This is a genomic window from Paraburkholderia sp. RL17-373-BIF-A, from assembly GCF_046030175.1.
In the GTDB taxonomy this organism is placed as follows: domain Bacteria; phylum Pseudomonadota; class Gammaproteobacteria; order Burkholderiales; family Burkholderiaceae; genus Paraburkholderia.
Genome location: NZ_JARESO010000003.1, coordinates 189,741 through 206,344, shown reverse-complemented (window position 1 = coordinate 206,344; position 16,604 = coordinate 189,741). Strand labels below are relative to the sequence as shown.

Sequence of the window (16,604 nt, the reverse complement as noted above, 5' to 3'; positions counted from 1 at the left end):
TGTGGGGCGGTTTCAAGCCGCCCACTTTTCCGTCAATCGATGCCGTGAAACACCGCATCGTCCGGACCGAGATAGGCGGGCGGGCGCCACGCCGCATCGCGCATGGAGTGCTGGACCAGTTTCTCGACGCCCAACAGCACCGCGAAAATCGCCATCCGCACCGGAATGCCGTTATCGGTTTGCCGGAAAATCGCGAGCCGTGAATCGTGATTCAGGTCCACGCTAAGATCATTGGCGCCTGGCCGGCTGTCGCGCGGCAGCGGGTGCATGATCAGCGTATCGGCGCCGCACACGCCATCCACCAGCGCCTGATTGATCTGGAAGTCCGGCGTGTAGCCTTCGAACGATTCGTCGGTGAAGCGCTCTTTCTGGATGCGCGTGGCGTACACCACGTCGGCGCCGCGCAGCCCGGCGGTCAGATCGTGGGTCTGCTCGATCACGTGGTCGTTGCGCGAAATCTGCTCGATGATATAGCTCGGCATTTCGAGCATGGGCGGCGAGATCAGCGTGAACTTGATGCCACGATACAGCGCCAACAGCTTGACCAGCGAGTGCACGGTGCGCCCGTATTTGAGGTCGCCGACCAGCGCGATATGCGCGCCGTCGACGATCTTGCCGAGGCGCGAGAACTCGCGCTGAATCGTGTACAGATCGAGCAGCGCCTGGCTTGGGTGTTCGCCCGGGCCGTCGCCGCCGTTGATCACCGGCACGTTGGTGGCGCGCGCGAATTCGGCCACCGAGCCTTGCTCCGGATGGCGGATCACCAGTGCGTCCACGTAGCCGCTCATCACGCGGCTGGTGTCGTAAATCGACTCGCCCTTGGCCATCGACGAAAACGTGAAGCCGGTGGTGTCGCACACCGAGCCGCCCAGCCGGCAGAACGCCGCGCCAAAGCTCACACGGGTGCGCGTGCTGGCTTCGAAGAACAGATTGCCGAGCACCGCGCCTTCCAGCACACGGGAGATTTTGCGGCGCCGGGCGATCGGCTGCATGATGTCGGCCACGCGAAACAGCGCCTCCACCGAGTCGCGCGAGAATTGATCCACCGACAGCAACTGCGGCTTGCCCTCGAACAGCATCTGGCTGGCGAGCGACTGTGAGTCTACGCTTTGCGTATACTTGTCGCCCGGCTCGCCGTTCACCACGATTTCCGACACGAAGCGCTCGACGATCTCCGGCATGGCCCGCGATTCCTGCGAGTCGTCCGGCAGGAGCCATGTATCGAGCGCCCGGCGCGACACGCCGATGCGGCTCGCGAACGTGTCGCGCGTCATGTTCAGGCGACGCATCGCATCGCGTAGGAAGGCTTGTTGCGGGACGCTCATGGGGCACCTGTGGGAAGAGGGAATGGCGGGCGGATGTACGCGGTGCGTATATTAGTTTTCCTGCGGCAGAAGTCAAGCAATTTTCGCGATGGACTTTGCCAAGCCGCGCCGGTCGCGGTTACACTGCGTGTCATGCATTCCGGCCCAACGCTCAGACTCCGCCCGTCGACTTCCGCACGTCTCGCTCACGCGAGCGTCGCCGTCGCACGCTCGTGGGGTTCGAACGCCGGCGCCAAAGCCAAAAAACAGCCGCTCATCTGACCGGAGCTCGCTGTTCCGTCAGATGTGCGACGGAACAGCCGGTCAACGCCCGCCTGGGCACTTTCCTGTCTTTCCTCCCTCGCACTGCCTGACGGAATCGATACGGTCGTCATCGAGGTAAAGACATGTCTATTTTTTCGGGTATCTGGGTTCCGCTCATCACGCCATTCGCCGACGGCGCCGTCGATCACGCCGCCTTGCGCGCGCTGGTGCGCCGCTATACCGGCGCGGGCATCGCCGGGCTGGTCGCGCTCGGCACGACCGGCGAACCCGCCGCGCTCGACGCCGCCGAACAGGACGCCGTGCTGGCGACGATTCTCGACGAAGCGCAGGCCGCCGCCCATCTCGCGCAGGATGGGCGAGCGTTGCCGGTGCTGGCCGGCGTGTCGGGCAATCACACGGCGAGCATGCGCGAGCGCATCGAGCAATTGAACGCGCTGCCGGTTGCCGGCGTGCTGATGGCCGCGCCGTATTACATCCGGCCTTCGCAGGCGGGGATCCTCGGCCATTTCATGGCACTTGCCGATGCCAGCGAGAAGCCGGTCGTCCTGTACGACATTCCGTATCGAACCGGCGTGCGGCTCGAACTCGACACGCTGCTCACGCTCGCGGCGCATCCGCGGATTCAGGCGGTGAAGGACTGCGCCGGTTCGCTCGACACCACGCTCGCGCTGATTCGCGACGGCCGCCTGCAGGTGCTCACCGGCGAGGACATCAATATCTTCAATACCTTGTGTCTGGGCGGCAGCGGGGCGATCGCGGCGTCCGCGCATGTGCGGCCCGAGCGCTTCGTCGAGATGTATCGCGCGCTCGCGGCGGGACGGCTCGCCGAAGGCCGGCGTATTTTCCATTCGCTCGCGCCGTTGATCCAGGCGCTGTTCGCCGAGCCGAATCCCGCCCCCGTCAAGGCCTTGCTGGCCGCGCAAGGCCTGATACGCGACGAACTGCGCATGCCGATGACGCGCGCCAGCGGTGCGCTGATCGAGCGGCTCGAAGCGCTGGCTGAACGGGAGCGGAGCGAGTCGCAGGAGACCGAAGTTTCGGTTTGAGCGAGGCGATTCATCCAATATTCCGGTCGTTTTCCCGGTCGACGCACCGGGATTTCTGGCCGGCATCGAGGACGATGGGTCGAGTGGCGCCCGCCCACATCATGAAGGCCTACATCAACATGGGCGGTGGCCGCGACGGCGACGAGATGACGGCCTGGACCAGCGCGGACGTCAACTTCATGGACCGGCAGATCGGGGTCGGCGTCCTCGACGGCAGCAAACGTGAGGACGACCCTGCGCGCCGCGTGGCCAGGGAAATTCGCCGGGCCCGACGATCTCGCCGCGCATCGATAAGGAAAACGAAGACTATGTGTGACGTTCAATCGCCGGGCGCTCGTGGGGAATACCGCCTCGCCACGATCGCGACGTGAGGCTCTCGCTTCAAGGTTGAACCTCATACGGTGGACATGTGGACAGGCGCTGATCGTCTACCGCACCGCCGACGGTGAAGTGATACAGGCTTTGCCAGGTGTGATCCGCTACGCCGAGCAGTGCGTGCATTTCATCGTCGAAGAAGCAGCCAATCCCTGTCGCGCGCACGCCGGCGGCTTCGGCTTCGAGATAGAGCGCCTGGCCAAGAATGCCGCATTCCCAGAACAGATGGCGATAACGCCACGGCTGCTTCAACGCGGTTCCGAATTCCGCGATCATCCCCAACGCAAAGCAGGAATCGGCGCCGATATCCTGGTGACAGCAGATCAACTTTGCCGTGGCGCGCAAATCGTAAGGCAACAGAAGATAGAGCGGCAGATGATCGGGGCCGGTCTTTTGCCACAGCCACTCTGGACGTAGGGACCGCTTGAGATCCGGCAGCGCGCCCGGATTTCTCACGAACATATACAGACCCGGCTCCAGCTCGCCCACGCGATGCACCATTAGCGCTGCATGCACTCCTGCGGGAGACATCAGCGCATTCCACGGCGGCGTGTCATGACGTGGCAACAGGCACGCCAGCATGCTGAAAAACGCCGCCTCGGCGATGCGCGTCGTACCGTCGAAATTCACCGCGCTGCGGCGCTGCCGTGCGATCCTGGCAAAGCTGAGATCAAGGGCGGGCGACGTGGGTGACGGGTGCTCTTCCGGAGTCGGCAAGGTCGGTTCGAGAGTACGGGGCTTATGCGTGGCGCGATGGATCGAATCGATATCCGGCCACTTCACATGTCCCGGACTCAGCTGATTCGCGCGTCCGTGCCACTGTGCGCTATCCAGGACGATCAGCATGCGCTCAAGATCAGGCCGCAATTCAGGGTTGCCGATCCAGAGCAAGGCATCCGGCGCTTCTGCCTCTGCCTGCCCGAAATCTTCTCCGCGGTTCAATCCAAGCAGGTTGGCCACTGCGTCGTCCGCAGCCGCCTCCATCAGCCGCGTCTGCCAGCCAAGCGCTGCCGCTGCGTAACTCATCGCGGCGATGACATGGCCGCAATCGTGCTGGCAGTAGCGCCAGGCGCGCATGCCGTATTTCCACGCCTCGCGCCAGAAAATCGAGCTTATGCCGACCACGACGCCACCTGGCGGGAACGCCTCGGTCCATCGTTCGTCATCCACGGCAGCGCGACATTCAAGGGAGTGGTCACGGCTCTGGTAATGGTAGATCCCAGCGGACAAGCCGGGCAGCGTCGGACACAGAAGATAGCCCTCGGTCGGATGCAGATTTCCACTCGAAGGGTTGCAGCGCAGTGCCCACCGCTGGGTGCCGTACGATTTCCACGCCGACAGGCCAAGCGAAACTTCGAACAGAATTGCCAGACTGGCAAGATCGAAACTGCGCGCGGACGGCAAAGCTCCGCAGCGTAGTTCGTTGTAGCGTGTGGTGAGGCTATCCGCGGCCAACGGCAGACCAAGGCGCGGTGCGCCGTGAAACACCCGGAACGGATCCGGTTGGGTTGCCCAGTCGAGTTTCCCGGGGCCAGGGGCATAGCCGCTGACGCGGTGCTTGCTGCGGTCGTGATATTCAAGCATCGCATGCTGTAACCGGTCCATGTTCCCCTCAGACCAGGAATATCCGCACATGCGACTGTACAAAGCCGGCTGGCTCGACGTTCGGGCGCGGTCGTCATCAAGTCGTGGAATGGAACGCGCTTCGGCAATTGCTATTGCGTTCGACGCCTCCTGTGCGATGCCCCGGCTATCGGGTTGTCTTCACGAAAGCAGGGGATGTTTTCGGCGCATATTTCACCCTTCAGGTGTCTTTGAAGGTTTTCGGGACCGCCGACTTCAAAAACTCGTGGCCATCCCAGCTTAGCCGCCAGTCGCTACCCGTCGAGCGGACGAGATTTGCGTCGGCAAGCAGGCTCAACTGATACCACACACCCCGGTTTGAAACATCGAACGCATCCTTGAGCGCGCTTTCAATGTCAAATTCGCTGAGGTGCGGGGATTTGTTTTCCTCGAGAGTCTTCAGTATTGCGAATGCCAGATTCATATCGCGCTTCACGATCCCCTCCTGTCGCAGATAGGACATACCTCGAAACGGCGCCGCGGGTACAAGGTCCGCAATCATGCCGGGTGTGGCTTGCTGCACGGCTCTTTGCGCTTTCGCATAGGTCCACGAAAAGGGTGGCACGACGCGAGCCTCGCAGATCCACGACCGAGGTTCATTAGATGGAAAGCCACCGGACGTCCCATCTAACCGGGAGGTTGTGGCCGACCAGCCATGGTCCCGTGCGGTCGTCGGGCATCGTGAGCCTGATTGCTTTGTTGTGCTGGTCGCGAGTGCGCTCTCTGGGATTCAACGCTTCGGCCCCCTCATACCCTCGTTTTCCATCGCGGCATGCCGCTCTTCGCTGGCTTCAATGGGTTCCATGGTCTCGTCGATCGAGGCTGTCGCGCGTTCTGTGGCCGCCTTCGTTTCGTCGACGGCGGAACCGAGTCCTCCGTCGTCGTCGCTCGGGGGCTCCAGCATGTCTCGAAGCATGGCCGCCAACTCCGGCGTGTTCCACGGTGCGCCATGCTGCTCTTTCTTCTTTATGTAGTGCCTGACTTCTGCGTCCTGCTCCGGCGTCAGGGGAAGACCGCGAAATGTGCTTTGAGGGGTAGCGTCGGTCATGGTATTGCTCCGGAATTTGTCCCATTTTGAGTGTAGCCCTGTTGTGGCCAGCGAGCCTCAACTATCGGTCTGCGTATGGACTGGTCCGCCCATTCGCATCGGCCCGTCCAGCGAGCAGACATTGCTGTTGGCACAGATACGAGCTAGGCGATTTGCGCAATTGCTGCTGATAGGGCACCTTGGAAACAAGCCCCAGGCGGGACAACGTCACGCGATGACATGGTTCAGCGCAGGGGTCTTGCGCAGATGGGACATATCTCAAGCGTGGCTTAGCGTCTTTTTGCGGCACCTGCAGGCGGTTTCGACCGCTCATGGCGATGCGCGCACCAATGCAAATTGCGACGGGTCATGAAGCGTGGCGGGAGCTATGACAAAACTGTCCGGACATCTTTTCATCGATCGCGTGCACGAAAGCTGTACGCTGGTGGTTCCCGACTGCGACCGGATCGGACCCAGATAAGCACACGACATTCGGTTTTCACAACCCCAGGCGCAACTGCGACGGACTCGGGCACTGCGTCACGTTCTGGGATTATGGCGACGTCGTGAAGGGGAGCACGAATATCGGTGTCGAACAGACGGAAGGGCGGAAGATGCAACTGATCGAACCTGATGAACGCCAGGCTTTCCTGGCGACCAGAAGGTGAATTCGAACTGCTGGAAACGGATATGACTGACCCCAAGGGTGACGAGAACGTCATCTGTTCGGCGATGCCGACGCGGTAACATAATTTGCTCGATGAGCAGCATGATCGTCGGTACGGGTTGGCCACGCGGTGGGACTCAGGGATTCGCCCGACGCAGCGGTCCAGTTTCATACTGACGTGAAACGCCGTCCAGGCCGCAGCGATAAAATCGGCGATGCGGCAGCGATCGATTTCGCCAAATCAAGGGGGTATTGGTTATGGAGTGGATGGACGCGCGACCCGTAGTGCCGGGCTACTATTGGGTGCGATTTACGGACGACCGAACGCCGAAGCAGACCATCGCGGAAGTCGCGGAAGTGCCCGGGAACGGTTCACAGCAGTTAGTCGTGATCCTTCTGGGCGACGATGAAATATTGGAACTGGACGATTCGTTCTTCGACCGCGCACTGTTTGCTGGACCGATGGAACCTCCGCCGATGGAGTGACCGCCATAGCCGGACCCGGCTGCGACGCCATTGGCAGAACTTCAAACCGTTGCGGTTCGTGCCGTATGGCGAAGACATCTCTAGAAGCCGCCCGAAATGACTGCGCGATGCGTGCGTAGTACGACATCCAGTCTTCTCGGGCTAGGGCGCGGTGATGACCTATTCAGCTTGACCGACGCGCCCCGCGTCTGAGCCCCCCTCTTCCGAAGGAGCCATTGACGGCCCGGAACTGATTTGCGCGCTGACGCACAATCATCTGACAAAAAGTAAAAAAACTTACTAAGATGAGAATTCGGGGGTGGCGGCGTACGCGTAGCCACCAGGCAGACTCGCACCTGAAACTGTTTGATTTGCCGAATGCGGCTCACGCGGTTTGCGTGACAGTGGTCGTTCATCCCGTCCGGCGCCGTTGATCCTGCTCACCTGGGAGACGCATATGCTGAGCCCCCATGAATTTGCGACTTTGATGCTCGTCAAGGACACCTCCGATCCAGCCGGACTGGATCGCGCGGAGTTGGACGCCCTGGTGGAGCACCAACTCGTCGCGCTGGAAAAACTTGCTTCCGGAGGAGAGCGTTTTTCCATCACCTGCGATGGGGATTCCATTCTTCAGGCCGTCGCCCGGATCAGTTGAACGACTGCCGCACCTGTCGTACCGCCTGGACAGAAGCGGTGGCGTGCGTTTGAGCCTGTGCAGAAAAACCGGTGCGACGCCCACACTTTTGTCGATCTATTCACGCGATCCTGCCTGCCCGTCCGTGGAACCTGTGTCGGATCGCCATTCAGGAGCTTCATGATGAATCTGTTGACACCTGAACAAGTCGCTGCGGCCCAGCGAGCCAACCTCGGCGTTCTCTTCAGCCTGACCAGTCAGTTTGTCGAGGGTACCGGGAAGCTGGCAGCGCTGCATCTGACAGCGATCAGGTCGAGCCTGGCGGAAACCCGGGAGATCGCGGTAAAAGCGCTTTCCGCCAACGGGCCGCAGGAGTGGTTCGCGCTGCAGGCCGCCATCGCCACGCCGATGGCGGAAAAAGCGCAATCGTACAGTAGTCACGTGATCGAGATCGTCTCGGCTACGCAGGCCGAATGTCTGCGCATTGCGCAGACATCGCATGAGGCGTACAACGGCCGCGTGCAGGCGCTCGTCGAGGACGCCGCCAGGAATGCACCGGCGGGCTCCGAAGCCGCCATCGCCGCGTGGAAGTCGGCGATTGCTACCACCAGCACGCTGATCGAAACGTTGCAGAAAACAGGCCAGCAAGCGGTACAACTCGCCGAAAGCAACTTTGAGGCTGCGACGGCCGCGGCCTCGAAGGCTGCCCGACGCACCATCGAGCAGGCGTCGGCTGGCGCGAAGCGGTAACGCCCGACGCGGGCGGCACGCCCGCGTCCGTGAGCAACGTCATGCAAAGGACGTCCGATCGACATCGGCTCCGCTGAATGATTCCCGGACGGACGTCGTCGCTCTCCTTATGAGTGCGGCGCGACACGCCTCCCCGACGTCGACGAATCGACAACACGATTCGAGCCGCGCAAGCGGCCGGATTGAAGCCATGCCCGACGGTACGGGCCATTTTCGACGGCCTATTTCATCGCGTCGATGCGGCGCTCCGCGTCGACGCGAGCCTGTTCGATTGCCTGCTCTGGCGTTCCCGCAGGCGTCTCCGGGTTTTTCCAGTAGATGGGCGGTTTGGTCAGCGTGTATGCCCAGTCCCACCTGCCGTCCTTCTGTTGGGTCACGTAAACGCTGTAGTTGACCTCGTGGTACGAGTAATTGTGGCTGGCCATGAAGGTTTCTCTCGGAGTCTTTGAGAAATCCTAGCATGAAGGAACTATGTGTAAGCCGGCTCCCCGGCGGAGGTGAATCAGTGCTGCCCCGCGTTCAGGAACACCCAGAATTGTCGCGCCGGCGGCACCGGGGAGTGCGCGCAAATACACCGCAGCAGTAACCGCAGGTGCAGTCCTCTTCGATGCGCGCATCGGGCGGCGACGCGGAACTCTCTATCGTCGAACTTCGTGGCCGTCTCCGAAAGGGCGCGCTACTCGTCGTCGCGCTGGACCAGTTGCGGGCGTCCTGCCGGGTCTCGACCTATGTCCGCGAGCTTGTTCCGGTAGTCGCAGCCAAGACAAATGAAAAAAAATCCTTCCTCATCGATTTGGGGTTCGACCTCATCGACGGCAAACCGCGCATTGCAGTTTCGGCAAGTCCACATAGCTGTCTCCATCGCCGTGTTCGACGCTTCGCCGGTTATCGAGGTTCGCAGAGGCGCGGCGGTAATTCATAACTTATGCTCTTTAAGCAACTTGCTGGCAAGAGCGAGCGCTGCATCTCGTGCCCGATCCTCACGCGCGAATTCCTGTTCAGTTTCGTGCGGATCGTCCGACTCAGGTTCAGCTCCCACTCGCCGCGGATGCACGATTCCCCGATAGTAGCCTGTCACAGTCTGCATCACGCGAACTCGCGCCACATGCGTGTGAGTTTCGTATATCCAACATTCCACAACAATGGGCGCGTATGCAAGCCGAAAGCGACTCGCGCGAGGGCACATCGAAGCGGATCTTCTGCACCGGGTAGTCGCAATACATGACCGAGCAACCGCCCACATTTGCCCAGTCCCGTTACCACCTCATCAACGTGACGGTGCCGGTCCGAGTAGCGTTTCATTCGTCGCGTTTCCCTTCGCAATGCTCAACAGTCAGCCGATGGTTTTCTATTCGCCGTCGCAGATCGTGCAGGATGCCACGCGCCATGGCGTGAAGGTGATTTGTAATTGCCGTTGAAAGTCAATTGCCATCTGAGCGCCGCGAGTGAATATCAACGTGCGTGCGCACCACCGCCTCGCAATGCGAACCTCAGGTAGCTCAAATACGGATCGCACGGAATAAACACGCGTGCTTGATCGTTCAATGCGCAATGACGACGAACCGCCGACGCGAAGGTCGAGGGGCAAGGATGCCATCCACGCCGCTCGCGGGTTGGTGCGCTCGTTCAGAACAGAAAGGGGTCGACGCGCGTCGCCAATGGTTATGCCGCGCGGGGACCATAGGCAAATCATCCAAAGATCAGGAGGTGACATGCATAAGCTTGCAACTGTTTTCTCGCTTGCTGGAGCGGCCACGCTCGCACTGGCTGCGTGCGGCGGCAATTCGGACAACAATATGCCCACGCCGACCGCCGGTACATTCAAGTCGACCATTCTCGTGTCCGACGGCAGCGTCGCCGCGCCGCACGTCGACCCCAATCTGCAAAACGCCTGGGGCATCGCGTTCGGTCCGACCACCCCGGTCTGGGTATCGGATAACAATACACAGAAGTCGTCGCTGTATGACGGCAATGGCGTGGTGCAGTCGCTCGTCGTCACGCTACCGCCGGCCGCAAGCGGTCAACCCGCGAGTCCGACCGGTATCGTTTTCAACGGCACCACGGACTTCGCCGTCACGGCGAATGGCGCAACCGGTAACGCGGCATTCATTTTTGCCACCCTCGCCGGCACGATCGCGGCCTGGTCGCCCAAGGTGCTGCCGACGCAGGCTGTCACCGTTCACGATGACGGCGCGGGCGCAGCCGAATACACAGGCCTTGCGATTGCCAGCAACGCCGGCGCAAGCATGCTGTACGCCGCCGATTTCCATAACGGCAAAGTCGATATGTTCGACAAGACTTTCACGAAGGTCACGGTTGCCGGCGCCTTCAGCGATCCGAACGTACCTGCGGGTTTTAATCCGTTCGGCATCCAGGCCGTCGGCACTACGATTTATGTGGCGTATGCGAAGCTCGGGCCCGATGGTCACAGAGATCAAAGCGGTGCGGGCAACGGCGTGGTGGATGCGTTCGATACCGCCGGCCACCTGCTCAAGCGCATCGCCTCAAACGGGCCGCTCAATTCGCCGTGGGGGATCGCCATGGCGCCGGCCAATTTCGGCGCGTTCAGCAACGATCTGCTGATCGGCAACTTCGGCGACGGCACCATCAATGCGTTCGATCCCGCGACTGGCGACTCGAAAGGGCCGCTCACACAGGCCGATGGTTCGAAGGTGACGCAGCCAGGGCTCTGGGGCCTGGCGTTCGGCAACAACGCCGACAACCAGCCTTCCAACACGCTGTTTTTCGCGGCAGGTCCGACGGCGACGACGGGTGTCTATGGACGCATCGATTCGTCGATGTAGCCGGCTGAAGGTCCAGGCGCTCGATGCGGGATCGTCAAGCATGGCGCCTGAGAAGGCGAGCGGTCCCATTCAAACGCCCATAGTGGAAACGAGATCCAGCGCCGGCCGCGGTGCGGCCGGCCGCATGGCCGTGCCGCGCCGCGCGCTTCAGACGATCGTCAGGCTCACGCGGCCACCATTCTTTCCCGCAGCAGGTTGCCGAAGTCGTCGGCGCTGAGCGGCTTGCCGAGCAGGAACCCCTGCATCTCATCGCACATCATCGTCTTGAGCATGTCGAGTTGCGATTCGGTTTCGACGCCCTCGGCCACCACGTCCATTTCCAGCGAGTGCGCGAGCGCGATGATCGCCGACACGATCGCGCTGCCTTCCGGGCCGTGCGCGTCGAGGCCGTTGGTGAAGAAGCGGTCGATCTTCAGTTGCTTGACGCGAAAACGCTGCAGATAGGCGAGGCTCGAATAGCCGGTGCCGAAGTCGTCGATCGCGATCTCGAAGCCGCTCGCCTGGAATTCGCGGATCATTTCGATGGTTTTGGGCGCGTCCTGCATGGCCACGGTTTCGGTGATCTCGAACATGATCTGCTCGCAGGCCACGCCTTCGGCCTCGACGATCTCGAGCATGGTCGCCACCAGGTTCGGCTGCAGCAACTGGCGCGGCGACAGGTTGATCGCCACTTTCATCGACGGCAGGCCTTGCGAGACCCATTGGCGAATCTGCCGGCAGGTTTCGCGCACGACCCAATAGCCGATCTGCACGATCTGCCCCGAGCGCTCGGCGATCGGAATGAACTCGAGCGGCGTCAACGTGCCGAGTTGCGGATGATGCAGACGGATCAGCGCTTCGGCGCCGGCCAGCGAGTTGCCGCTGCCATGAAACTTCGGCTGGAAGTGCAGCGAAAAATGACCGGCGGCGAGTGCGTCGTGCAACGCGTTCTGAATCTGCAGCGTGCGCGTGGCGGCTTCGTTCATGCTGCGTTCGAAGAAGCGATAGGTGCTGCGGCCCGCGCGCTTAGCCTCGTACATGGCGGCGTCGGCGTGCTTCAACAGCGTTTCGACGGTGTCGCCGTCGTGCGGATAGAGGGCGATGCCGATGCTCGGCATCACCTGCAGCGGTTGCGAGTCGGTCCACACGCCGAGGCGCATGCGCTCGAGCACGCCTTCAGCGAGCGCGCCGGCGTCTTCGCGCGAGCCGAGGTTTTCGGACAACACCACGAATTCGTCGCCGCCCAGCCGCGCCACGGTGTCGCTCGAGCGCACGCACAGCAGCAGGCGCTGCGCGAACGCGGTCAGAACCTGGTCGCCGGCCGAGTGGCCGAGCGAATCGTTGATGGTCTTGAAGCCGTCGAGGTCCATGAAGAGGATGGCGAACAGCGTGCGCTGCCGGCGCGCGCTGAGGATCGCGCGTTCGATGCGGTCGGTCAGCGTGCTGCGGTTCGGCAATCCGGTCAGCGTGTCGAGCGTGGCGAGCCGCACGATCTGGCCGTTCAGCTTCGACACCGCGCCGACCAGAAAGGCCGTGCGCGCATCGAAACGCGACAGCATCAGCGTGACGATCAGAATGGCAAAGGTAAGCAGGATTACCGAGGTCGCGAGCCACGTGGCGTTCACGCCTTTGGCCGCGCCGCAGACGGCGCCGAGCGGAAACTCCGCGGCGGCCATGGCGGCGTAATGCATGCCGGTGATCGCAACGCCCATCACCAGCGCCGCGGCCAGACGCTTGCGCACCACGTGGCGCGCGTCGTCGTTGCTGAGCGCGCGGGCCATCCACAGCGCGGCGGTCGACGCGCCGATCGCGATCGCGAGCGATGCCGCGAACCACGCCGGCCGATAGTGGATGCCCGGCGCCATCTGCATCGCTGCCATGCCGGTGTAGTGCATGCCGGCAATGCCGAAGCCCATCACCACGCCGCCCGCCAGCAGGCGGCCGGCGGTGAGCCGCACACGCGTCGTGACGTACAGGGCCAGATAGGAGGCGCCGATCGCGAGGCCGAGCGACGCGGCGGTCGTCGCGAAGTTGTAGCCCAGCGGAATCGGCAGCGAAAAGGCGAGCATCGCGATGAAGTGCATCGACCAGATGCCGACGCCGAGCGCCGCGGCGCCGCCCAGCCGCCAGACGTGCCGCAGCCGCGCCGATGCCAGCAGGAAAATGCGGCCGGTCAGATCGAGCGCCGTGTACGACGCGAGCGTCGCCACGACGAATGAGATGGTGACCAGCCAAAGGTTGTATGAGCTCTGCATGTTCAGTCCAACCGCTAGGAGGGAAGCGGCTGAACATGTTATCGACAGTTCGGGGCTTTTATTTAATTGATTTTCAATATGTTAGCCATTGGCGTCGGCCGTCTCGCCGGCGCGCGCCGCTTGTGCGAGGGCGAAGCCTTCGTCGAGCCAGCCGGTGATGCCGCCGCTCATCAGCTTGACGGGCCGCCCCAACTCGGCGAGCCGCAGTGCGCCGCGCGCGGCGCCGTTGCAATGCGGACCCGCGCAGTACGTGACGAAGAGCGTCTTCTGCGGATAGCCGGCGAGCTTCGACGCCACGATCTTGCCGTGCGGCAGATTGAGCGCGCCCGGCACGTGACCCTGCACGAACAGCGCAGGGCCGCGCACGTCGAGCAGCACGAAGCCGGGCGCGCCGCTCGCGAGCGCGTCGTGGACATCGGCGCAATCGGTTTCGAACTGCAGCGACGCCAGGAAGTGGGCTTGCGCGGCGGGGCTGTCGGCGGCGGGAATGGCGGTAACGGCGTTCAAGGTCGGCATGGTGAAGTGAGGTTCCGGTGGGAGCGGTGGGTGTGTGGTTGTCTGGCGATCACGATTCGGACGCCTTCATTGTGGCGTTGCGCGCCACGCGGGATAAGTGGCGGAATCGTCAATCTCCGGTAACATCACGCCATGCACAATCATCTCGTCGTCGCGCTCGCCTACGACCGGCTCTGCACCTTCGAATTCGGCTGCGTGACCGAACTGTTCGCGCTCGAGCGTCCTGAGCTCGGCGTGGACTGGTATCGCTTCGCGGTCTGCGCAAGCGAGCCGGGCCCGATCCGGGCGGCGGGCGGCATCACGCTTGCCGCGCCTTATACGCTCAAGTTGCTGGAGCGCGCCGACACCATCGTCATTCCCGGCTGGCGCGATGCCGACGAAGTGCCCCCCGAACCGCTCCTGAAGAAAATCCGCGCCGCCTACGCGCGCGGCGCGCGCCTCTGTTCGATCTGCTCGGGCGTGTTCGTGCTCGCGGCGGCGGGCGTGCTCGACGGCAAGACCGTCACGACGCACTGGCGCTATGCCGAAAAATTGCAGCAGGGCTATCCGCAATTGCGCGTGCAGCCGGACGCGCTCTATGTCGACGAAGGGCAGATCATCACCTCGGCAGGCTCGGCGGCGGGGCTCGACATGCTGCTGCATCTGGTGCGGCGCGATCACGGCAGCGCGGTGGCAAACCGGGTCGCGCAGCGGCTCGTGGTGCCGCCGCATCGCGAGGGCGGCCAGGCGCAGTTCGTGCCGCGCCCCATGCCGCAGGACGACAGCGGTCGTCTGTCCAAACTGATGGACTGGGTGCGCAGTCATCCCGCTTTGCCGCACACGTTGCGCTCGCTCGCCGAGCGGGCGGCGATGAGCCCGCGCACACTGCAGCGGCAGTTTCACGATGCCACCGGCATGGCGCCTTATGAGTGGCTCGTGCGCGAGCGCGTGGCCATCGCGCGCGAGCTGCTCGAAGCGCAGGCGCCGCTGCCGATGGCGCGCGTCGCGGAACTGGCGGGATTCGGTTCCGAAGAATCATTGCGGCGGCATTTCCGGCGCATCGCATTGACGAGTCCGGGTGCGTATCGCAAGAAGTTCGGCGCGCGGGAAACGGCATAGACGCGCGCCCGTGTGGTGAGCAACACCCGCACCGAGAAAAACGCTAACCATGCAAACTAGTCTCGATCACCCGCCGCTCGTTTCATCGTGTCCTTCGCGTTGCTGTGGCTGCCGGCGCGGATCGGCGCGGCGCTTCCGCGGCGTTTCAGAAAAATCGAGGACGACGCGATGTGGTCTACTGTGAAGCAGTCGGCCGCCGCGCAGCCCACGCCGGTGGTCGCGCTCGCCGTCGCGCGAATGAACGATGTGCTCGACACGCAGGGCTATACGCAAGCCGCGTGGTGGAACCGCATCCCTTAGCGGCGTGGGCGCTCATGATCGCCGACATCGACAGTCCGCGCGGTGGCGTGATTCGCGTGCAGCCGCTCAATCTGCATGCGCTTGCGCAGTCCATGCGCCCGCATTGAACGATGGTCGAGGCTCGCGCTGAGCCTCACATTCAAAGGAAACTCATGCTCGATATCGCCAGGACGATCGCCAGTTTCAACGCCGGTCGAGATCCCGAACGGCTCGCGATGAAATACAAGGCCATGCGCACTTCACCGTTCGTGTTTTTGCGCGGCACATGTCACCTGTTTTACGAACGCCTGCCGCGCGACAAGGTGTTCGACGACGCGCCGCCGGTGTGGATCTGCGGCGACATGCATCTGGAAAATTTCGGCAGCTACAAGGCCGACAATCGCCTCGTCTACTTCGACAACAACGACTTCGACGAAGCCTGTCTCGCGCCGAATCTCTACGAACTGGTGCGTCTGTTGACGAGCGTGCTGGTCGGCGCGAGCGATCTCAAGCTGAGCCGCGCGCAGGCGCTCGCGCTGTGCCACACCGCGCTGGAAGCGTATGGCGCGGCGCTCGCGTACGGCAAGTCGCGCTGGATCGAAGGGGAAACCGCGACCGGCATGGTGCGCGATCTGTTCGTCGCGCTCGCGAGCCGCACGCGGGTTGCGCATCTGGACCGGCGCACCACGCTCAAAGGCAAAACCCGCACGCTGAAAGTAGACGGCAAGAAAGCGCTGGCGGTCAGCGACACGCAACGTGCCGCCGTCACGCAGTTCATGCAGAAGTTCGCCGCGGGCGAGCCCAATCCCGACTTCTTTCGCATTCTCGACGTGGCGCGGCGGATTGCCGGCACCGGGAGCCTTGGCGTGGATCGTTACGTGATCCTCGTCGAAGGTAAAGGCTCGCCGGACGGCAACTATCTGATCGATCTGAAAGAGGCGCTGCCTTCTTCCGTGACGCCGCACTTGAGTACGCCGCAGCCGGCGTGGCAGACGGAAGCGCAGCGCGTCGTCGAGATTCAGCGGCGCAATCAGGCGGTCTCGCAGGCGTTCCTGCATGCGGTCGAATTCAATCAGCGCTCGTATGTGCTGCGCAGCCTGCAGCCTTCCGAAGATCGCGTGGCCTTGAGCGATTGGGACGGCAAGCTGCCGCGTCTCGAAGAGGTGGTCAACAGCATGGCCGAGTTGAGCGCATGGGCGCATCTGCGCAGCGGCGGGCGGCAGAAGTCGTCGATTGCAGACGAGTTGATTGCGTTCGGCAATCGTAAAGACTGGCAGTTGCCGTTGGTCAATATCGCGACGCAATGCGAGGCCCAGGTCGCGGCGGATTGGAAAACGTACTGTGAAGCCTACGACAGCGGCGTGTTCGACCTGACACCGAAGCCTTGAGATTGCGTCGCGCTGGCGGCGTATGACATCGTGACCGCCGCGCTTACAACGTCTTCGATTCGCCGCCGGCAGAGGCTCTCGGGATGCTCAGCGCATCGCGGTGCCGCGC

The 16,604-nt window shown here is 62.8% G+C and carries 17 protein-coding genes; 10 read left to right on the top strand and 7 right to left on the bottom strand.

Features of this window, described 5'->3' with window-relative positions; translation table 11 throughout:
* Window positions 1–32 precede the first annotated feature (32 nt).
* Window positions 33–1,325, bottom strand: a complete 1,293-nt coding sequence (locus P0D80_RS05105) for an aspartate carbamoyltransferase (RefSeq protein ID WP_132382421.1) — start codon at window positions 1,323–1,325, stop codon at window positions 33–35.
* 386 nt (window positions 1,326–1,711) lie between these two features.
* Between P0D80_RS05105 and dapA the strand changes: the two genes are divergently transcribed.
* Both dapA and P0D80_RS05095 read left to right on the top strand, forming a co-directional pair.
* Window positions 1,712–2,635, top strand: a complete 924-nt coding sequence (gene dapA, locus P0D80_RS05100) for a 4-hydroxy-tetrahydrodipicolinate synthase (RefSeq protein ID WP_408281766.1) — start codon at window positions 1,712–1,714, stop codon at window positions 2,633–2,635.
* Between the two features lie 101 nt (window positions 2,636–2,736).
* Entirely contained in the window at window positions 2,737–3,006 is a 270-nt protein-coding gene (locus P0D80_RS05095; RefSeq protein ID WP_408281764.1) for a hypothetical protein, read from the top strand.
* A gap of 10 nt (window positions 3,007–3,016) precedes the next feature.
* On the opposite strand, the gene P0D80_RS05090 is transcribed toward P0D80_RS05095, so the two are convergent.
* The 3 genes from P0D80_RS05090 to P0D80_RS05080 all read right to left on the bottom strand — a co-directional run bounded on the left by P0D80_RS05090 (window position 3,017) and on the right by P0D80_RS05080 (window position 5,681).
* Window positions 3,017–4,615 carry a SagB family peptide dehydrogenase gene (locus tag P0D80_RS05090; RefSeq protein WP_408281762.1) on the bottom strand — a complete coding sequence of 533 codons (1,599 nt, stop codon included), beginning with the start codon at window positions 4,613–4,615 and terminating at the stop codon, window positions 3,017–3,019.
* A gap of 199 nt (window positions 4,616–4,814) precedes the next feature.
* Window positions 4,815–5,156 carry a DUF2513 domain-containing protein gene (locus P0D80_RS05085; RefSeq protein WP_243658533.1) on the bottom strand — a complete coding sequence of 114 codons (342 nt, stop codon included), beginning with the start codon at window positions 5,154–5,156 and terminating at the stop codon, window positions 4,815–4,817.
* A gap of 207 nt (window positions 5,157–5,363) precedes the next feature.
* The gene (locus tag P0D80_RS05080) at window positions 5,364–5,681 is read right to left on the bottom strand and encodes a hypothetical protein (protein ID WP_132382427.1); all 318 of its coding nucleotides are present in this window, start codon (window positions 5,679–5,681) and stop codon (window positions 5,364–5,366) included.
* 913 nt (window positions 5,682–6,594) lie between these two features.
* Between P0D80_RS05080 and P0D80_RS05075 the strand changes: the two genes are divergently transcribed.
* From P0D80_RS05075 to phaP, 3 genes are all read left to right on the top strand, one after another.
* Entirely contained in the window at window positions 6,595–6,813 is a 219-nt protein-coding gene (locus tag P0D80_RS05075) for a hypothetical protein (protein WP_132382429.1), read from the top strand.
* Between the two features lie 436 nt (window positions 6,814–7,249).
* Window positions 7,250–7,447 (top strand): hypothetical protein, encoded by a 198-nt coding sequence (locus tag P0D80_RS05070; protein WP_408177074.1) that lies wholly within the window; start codon window positions 7,250–7,252, stop codon window positions 7,445–7,447.
* A 162-nt stretch (window positions 7,448–7,609) separates the two neighbouring features.
* On the top strand, window positions 7,610–8,176 hold the full coding sequence (phaP, locus tag P0D80_RS05065; RefSeq protein WP_408281958.1) for a TIGR01841 family phasin: 567 nt from the start codon (window positions 7,610–7,612) through the stop codon (window positions 8,174–8,176).
* A gap of 221 nt (window positions 8,177–8,397) precedes the next feature.
* Here the strand turns inward: phaP and P0D80_RS05060 are convergent, their stop codons facing one another.
* Complete coding sequence (locus P0D80_RS05060) at window positions 8,398–8,601, bottom strand: hypothetical protein (protein ID WP_408177077.1); 204 nt, start codon at window positions 8,599–8,601, stop codon at window positions 8,398–8,400.
* Window positions 8,602–8,768: 167 nt separating this feature from the next.
* On the opposite strand from P0D80_RS05060, the gene P0D80_RS05055 reads away from it, so the two are divergent.
* Both P0D80_RS05055 and P0D80_RS05050 read left to right on the top strand, forming a co-directional pair.
* Window positions 8,769–9,098 carry a hypothetical protein gene (locus P0D80_RS05055; RefSeq protein WP_408281759.1) on the top strand — a complete coding sequence of 110 codons (330 nt, stop codon included), beginning with the start codon at window positions 8,769–8,771 and terminating at the stop codon, window positions 9,096–9,098.
* 790 nt (window positions 9,099–9,888) lie between these two features.
* Window positions 9,889–10,980: a TIGR03118 family protein gene (locus P0D80_RS05050; RefSeq protein WP_408177079.1), complete on the top strand. Its 1,092-nt coding sequence runs from the start codon at window positions 9,889–9,891 to the stop codon at window positions 10,978–10,980.
* Between the two features lie 164 nt (window positions 10,981–11,144).
* Here P0D80_RS05050 and P0D80_RS05045 read toward each other — a convergent pair whose 3' ends face one another.
* Both P0D80_RS05045 and P0D80_RS05040 read right to left on the bottom strand, forming a co-directional pair.
* On the bottom strand, window positions 11,145–13,220 hold the full coding sequence (locus tag P0D80_RS05045; RefSeq protein ID WP_408281956.1) for a putative bifunctional diguanylate cyclase/phosphodiesterase: 2,076 nt from the start codon (window positions 13,218–13,220) through the stop codon (window positions 11,145–11,147).
* Window positions 13,221–13,295: 75 nt separating this feature from the next.
* Entirely contained in the window at window positions 13,296–13,730 is a 435-nt protein-coding gene (locus P0D80_RS05040; RefSeq protein WP_408281757.1) for a rhodanese-like domain-containing protein, read from the bottom strand.
* A gap of 132 nt (window positions 13,731–13,862) precedes the next feature.
* Here P0D80_RS05040 and ftrA point away from each other — a divergent pair, with 132 nt between their 5' ends.
* The 3 genes from ftrA to P0D80_RS05025 all read left to right on the top strand — a co-directional run bounded on the left by ftrA (window position 13,863) and on the right by P0D80_RS05025 (window position 16,495).
* On the top strand, window positions 13,863–14,828 hold the full coding sequence (gene ftrA / locus P0D80_RS05035; protein WP_408177081.1) for a transcriptional regulator FtrA: 966 nt from the start codon (window positions 13,863–13,865) through the stop codon (window positions 14,826–14,828).
* A gap of 87 nt (window positions 14,829–14,915) precedes the next feature.
* The gene (locus P0D80_RS05030; RefSeq protein ID WP_408281755.1) at window positions 14,916–15,128 is read left to right on the top strand and encodes a hypothetical protein; all 213 of its coding nucleotides are present in this window, start codon (window positions 14,916–14,918) and stop codon (window positions 15,126–15,128) included.
* A 152-nt stretch (window positions 15,129–15,280) separates the two neighbouring features.
* Window positions 15,281–16,495: a DUF2252 domain-containing protein gene (locus P0D80_RS05025; RefSeq protein ID WP_132383278.1), complete on the top strand. Its 1,215-nt coding sequence runs from the start codon at window positions 15,281–15,283 to the stop codon at window positions 16,493–16,495.
* The last annotated feature ends 109 nt before the right edge of the window (window positions 16,496–16,604 follow it).

What these genes read in the sequence shown, in the direction of transcription:
- P0D80_RS05095 (WP_408281764.1), top strand. Translation starts at nt 2,737, where the DNA reads ATGAAGGCCTACATCAACATGGGCGGTGGCCGCGACGGCGACGAGATG.
- P0D80_RS05075 (WP_132382429.1), top strand. Translation starts at nt 6,595, where the DNA reads ATGGACGCGCGACCCGTAGTGCCGGGCTACTATTGGGTGCGATTTACG.
- P0D80_RS05090 (WP_408281762.1), bottom strand. Translation starts at nt 4,615, where the DNA reads ATGGACCGGTTACAGCATGCGATGCTTGAATATCACGACCGCAGCAAG.
- P0D80_RS05050 (WP_408177079.1), top strand. Translation starts at nt 9,889, where the DNA reads ATGCATAAGCTTGCAACTGTTTTCTCGCTTGCTGGAGCGGCCACGCTC.
- P0D80_RS05105 (WP_132382421.1), bottom strand. Translation starts at nt 1,325, where the DNA reads ATGAGCGTCCCGCAACAAGCCTTCCTACGCGATGCGATGCGTCGCCTG.
- phaP (WP_408281958.1), top strand. Translation starts at nt 7,610, where the DNA reads ATGAATCTGTTGACACCTGAACAAGTCGCTGCGGCCCAGCGAGCCAAC.
- P0D80_RS05070 (WP_408177074.1), top strand. Translation starts at nt 7,250, where the DNA reads ATGCTGAGCCCCCATGAATTTGCGACTTTGATGCTCGTCAAGGACACC.
- dapA (WP_408281766.1), top strand. Translation starts at nt 1,712, where the DNA reads ATGTCTATTTTTTCGGGTATCTGGGTTCCGCTCATCACGCCATTCGCC.
- ftrA (WP_408177081.1), top strand. Translation starts at nt 13,863, where the DNA reads ATGCACAATCATCTCGTCGTCGCGCTCGCCTACGACCGGCTCTGCACC.
- P0D80_RS05025 (WP_132383278.1), top strand. Translation starts at nt 15,281, where the DNA reads ATGCTCGATATCGCCAGGACGATCGCCAGTTTCAACGCCGGTCGAGAT.
- P0D80_RS05060 (WP_408177077.1), bottom strand. Translation starts at nt 8,601, where the DNA reads ATGGCCAGCCACAATTACTCGTACCACGAGGTCAACTACAGCGTTTAC.
- P0D80_RS05040 (WP_408281757.1), bottom strand. Translation starts at nt 13,730, where the DNA reads ATGCCGACCTTGAACGCCGTTACCGCCATTCCCGCCGCCGACAGCCCC.
- P0D80_RS05080 (WP_132382427.1), bottom strand. Translation starts at nt 5,681, where the DNA reads ATGACCGACGCTACCCCTCAAAGCACATTTCGCGGTCTTCCCCTGACG.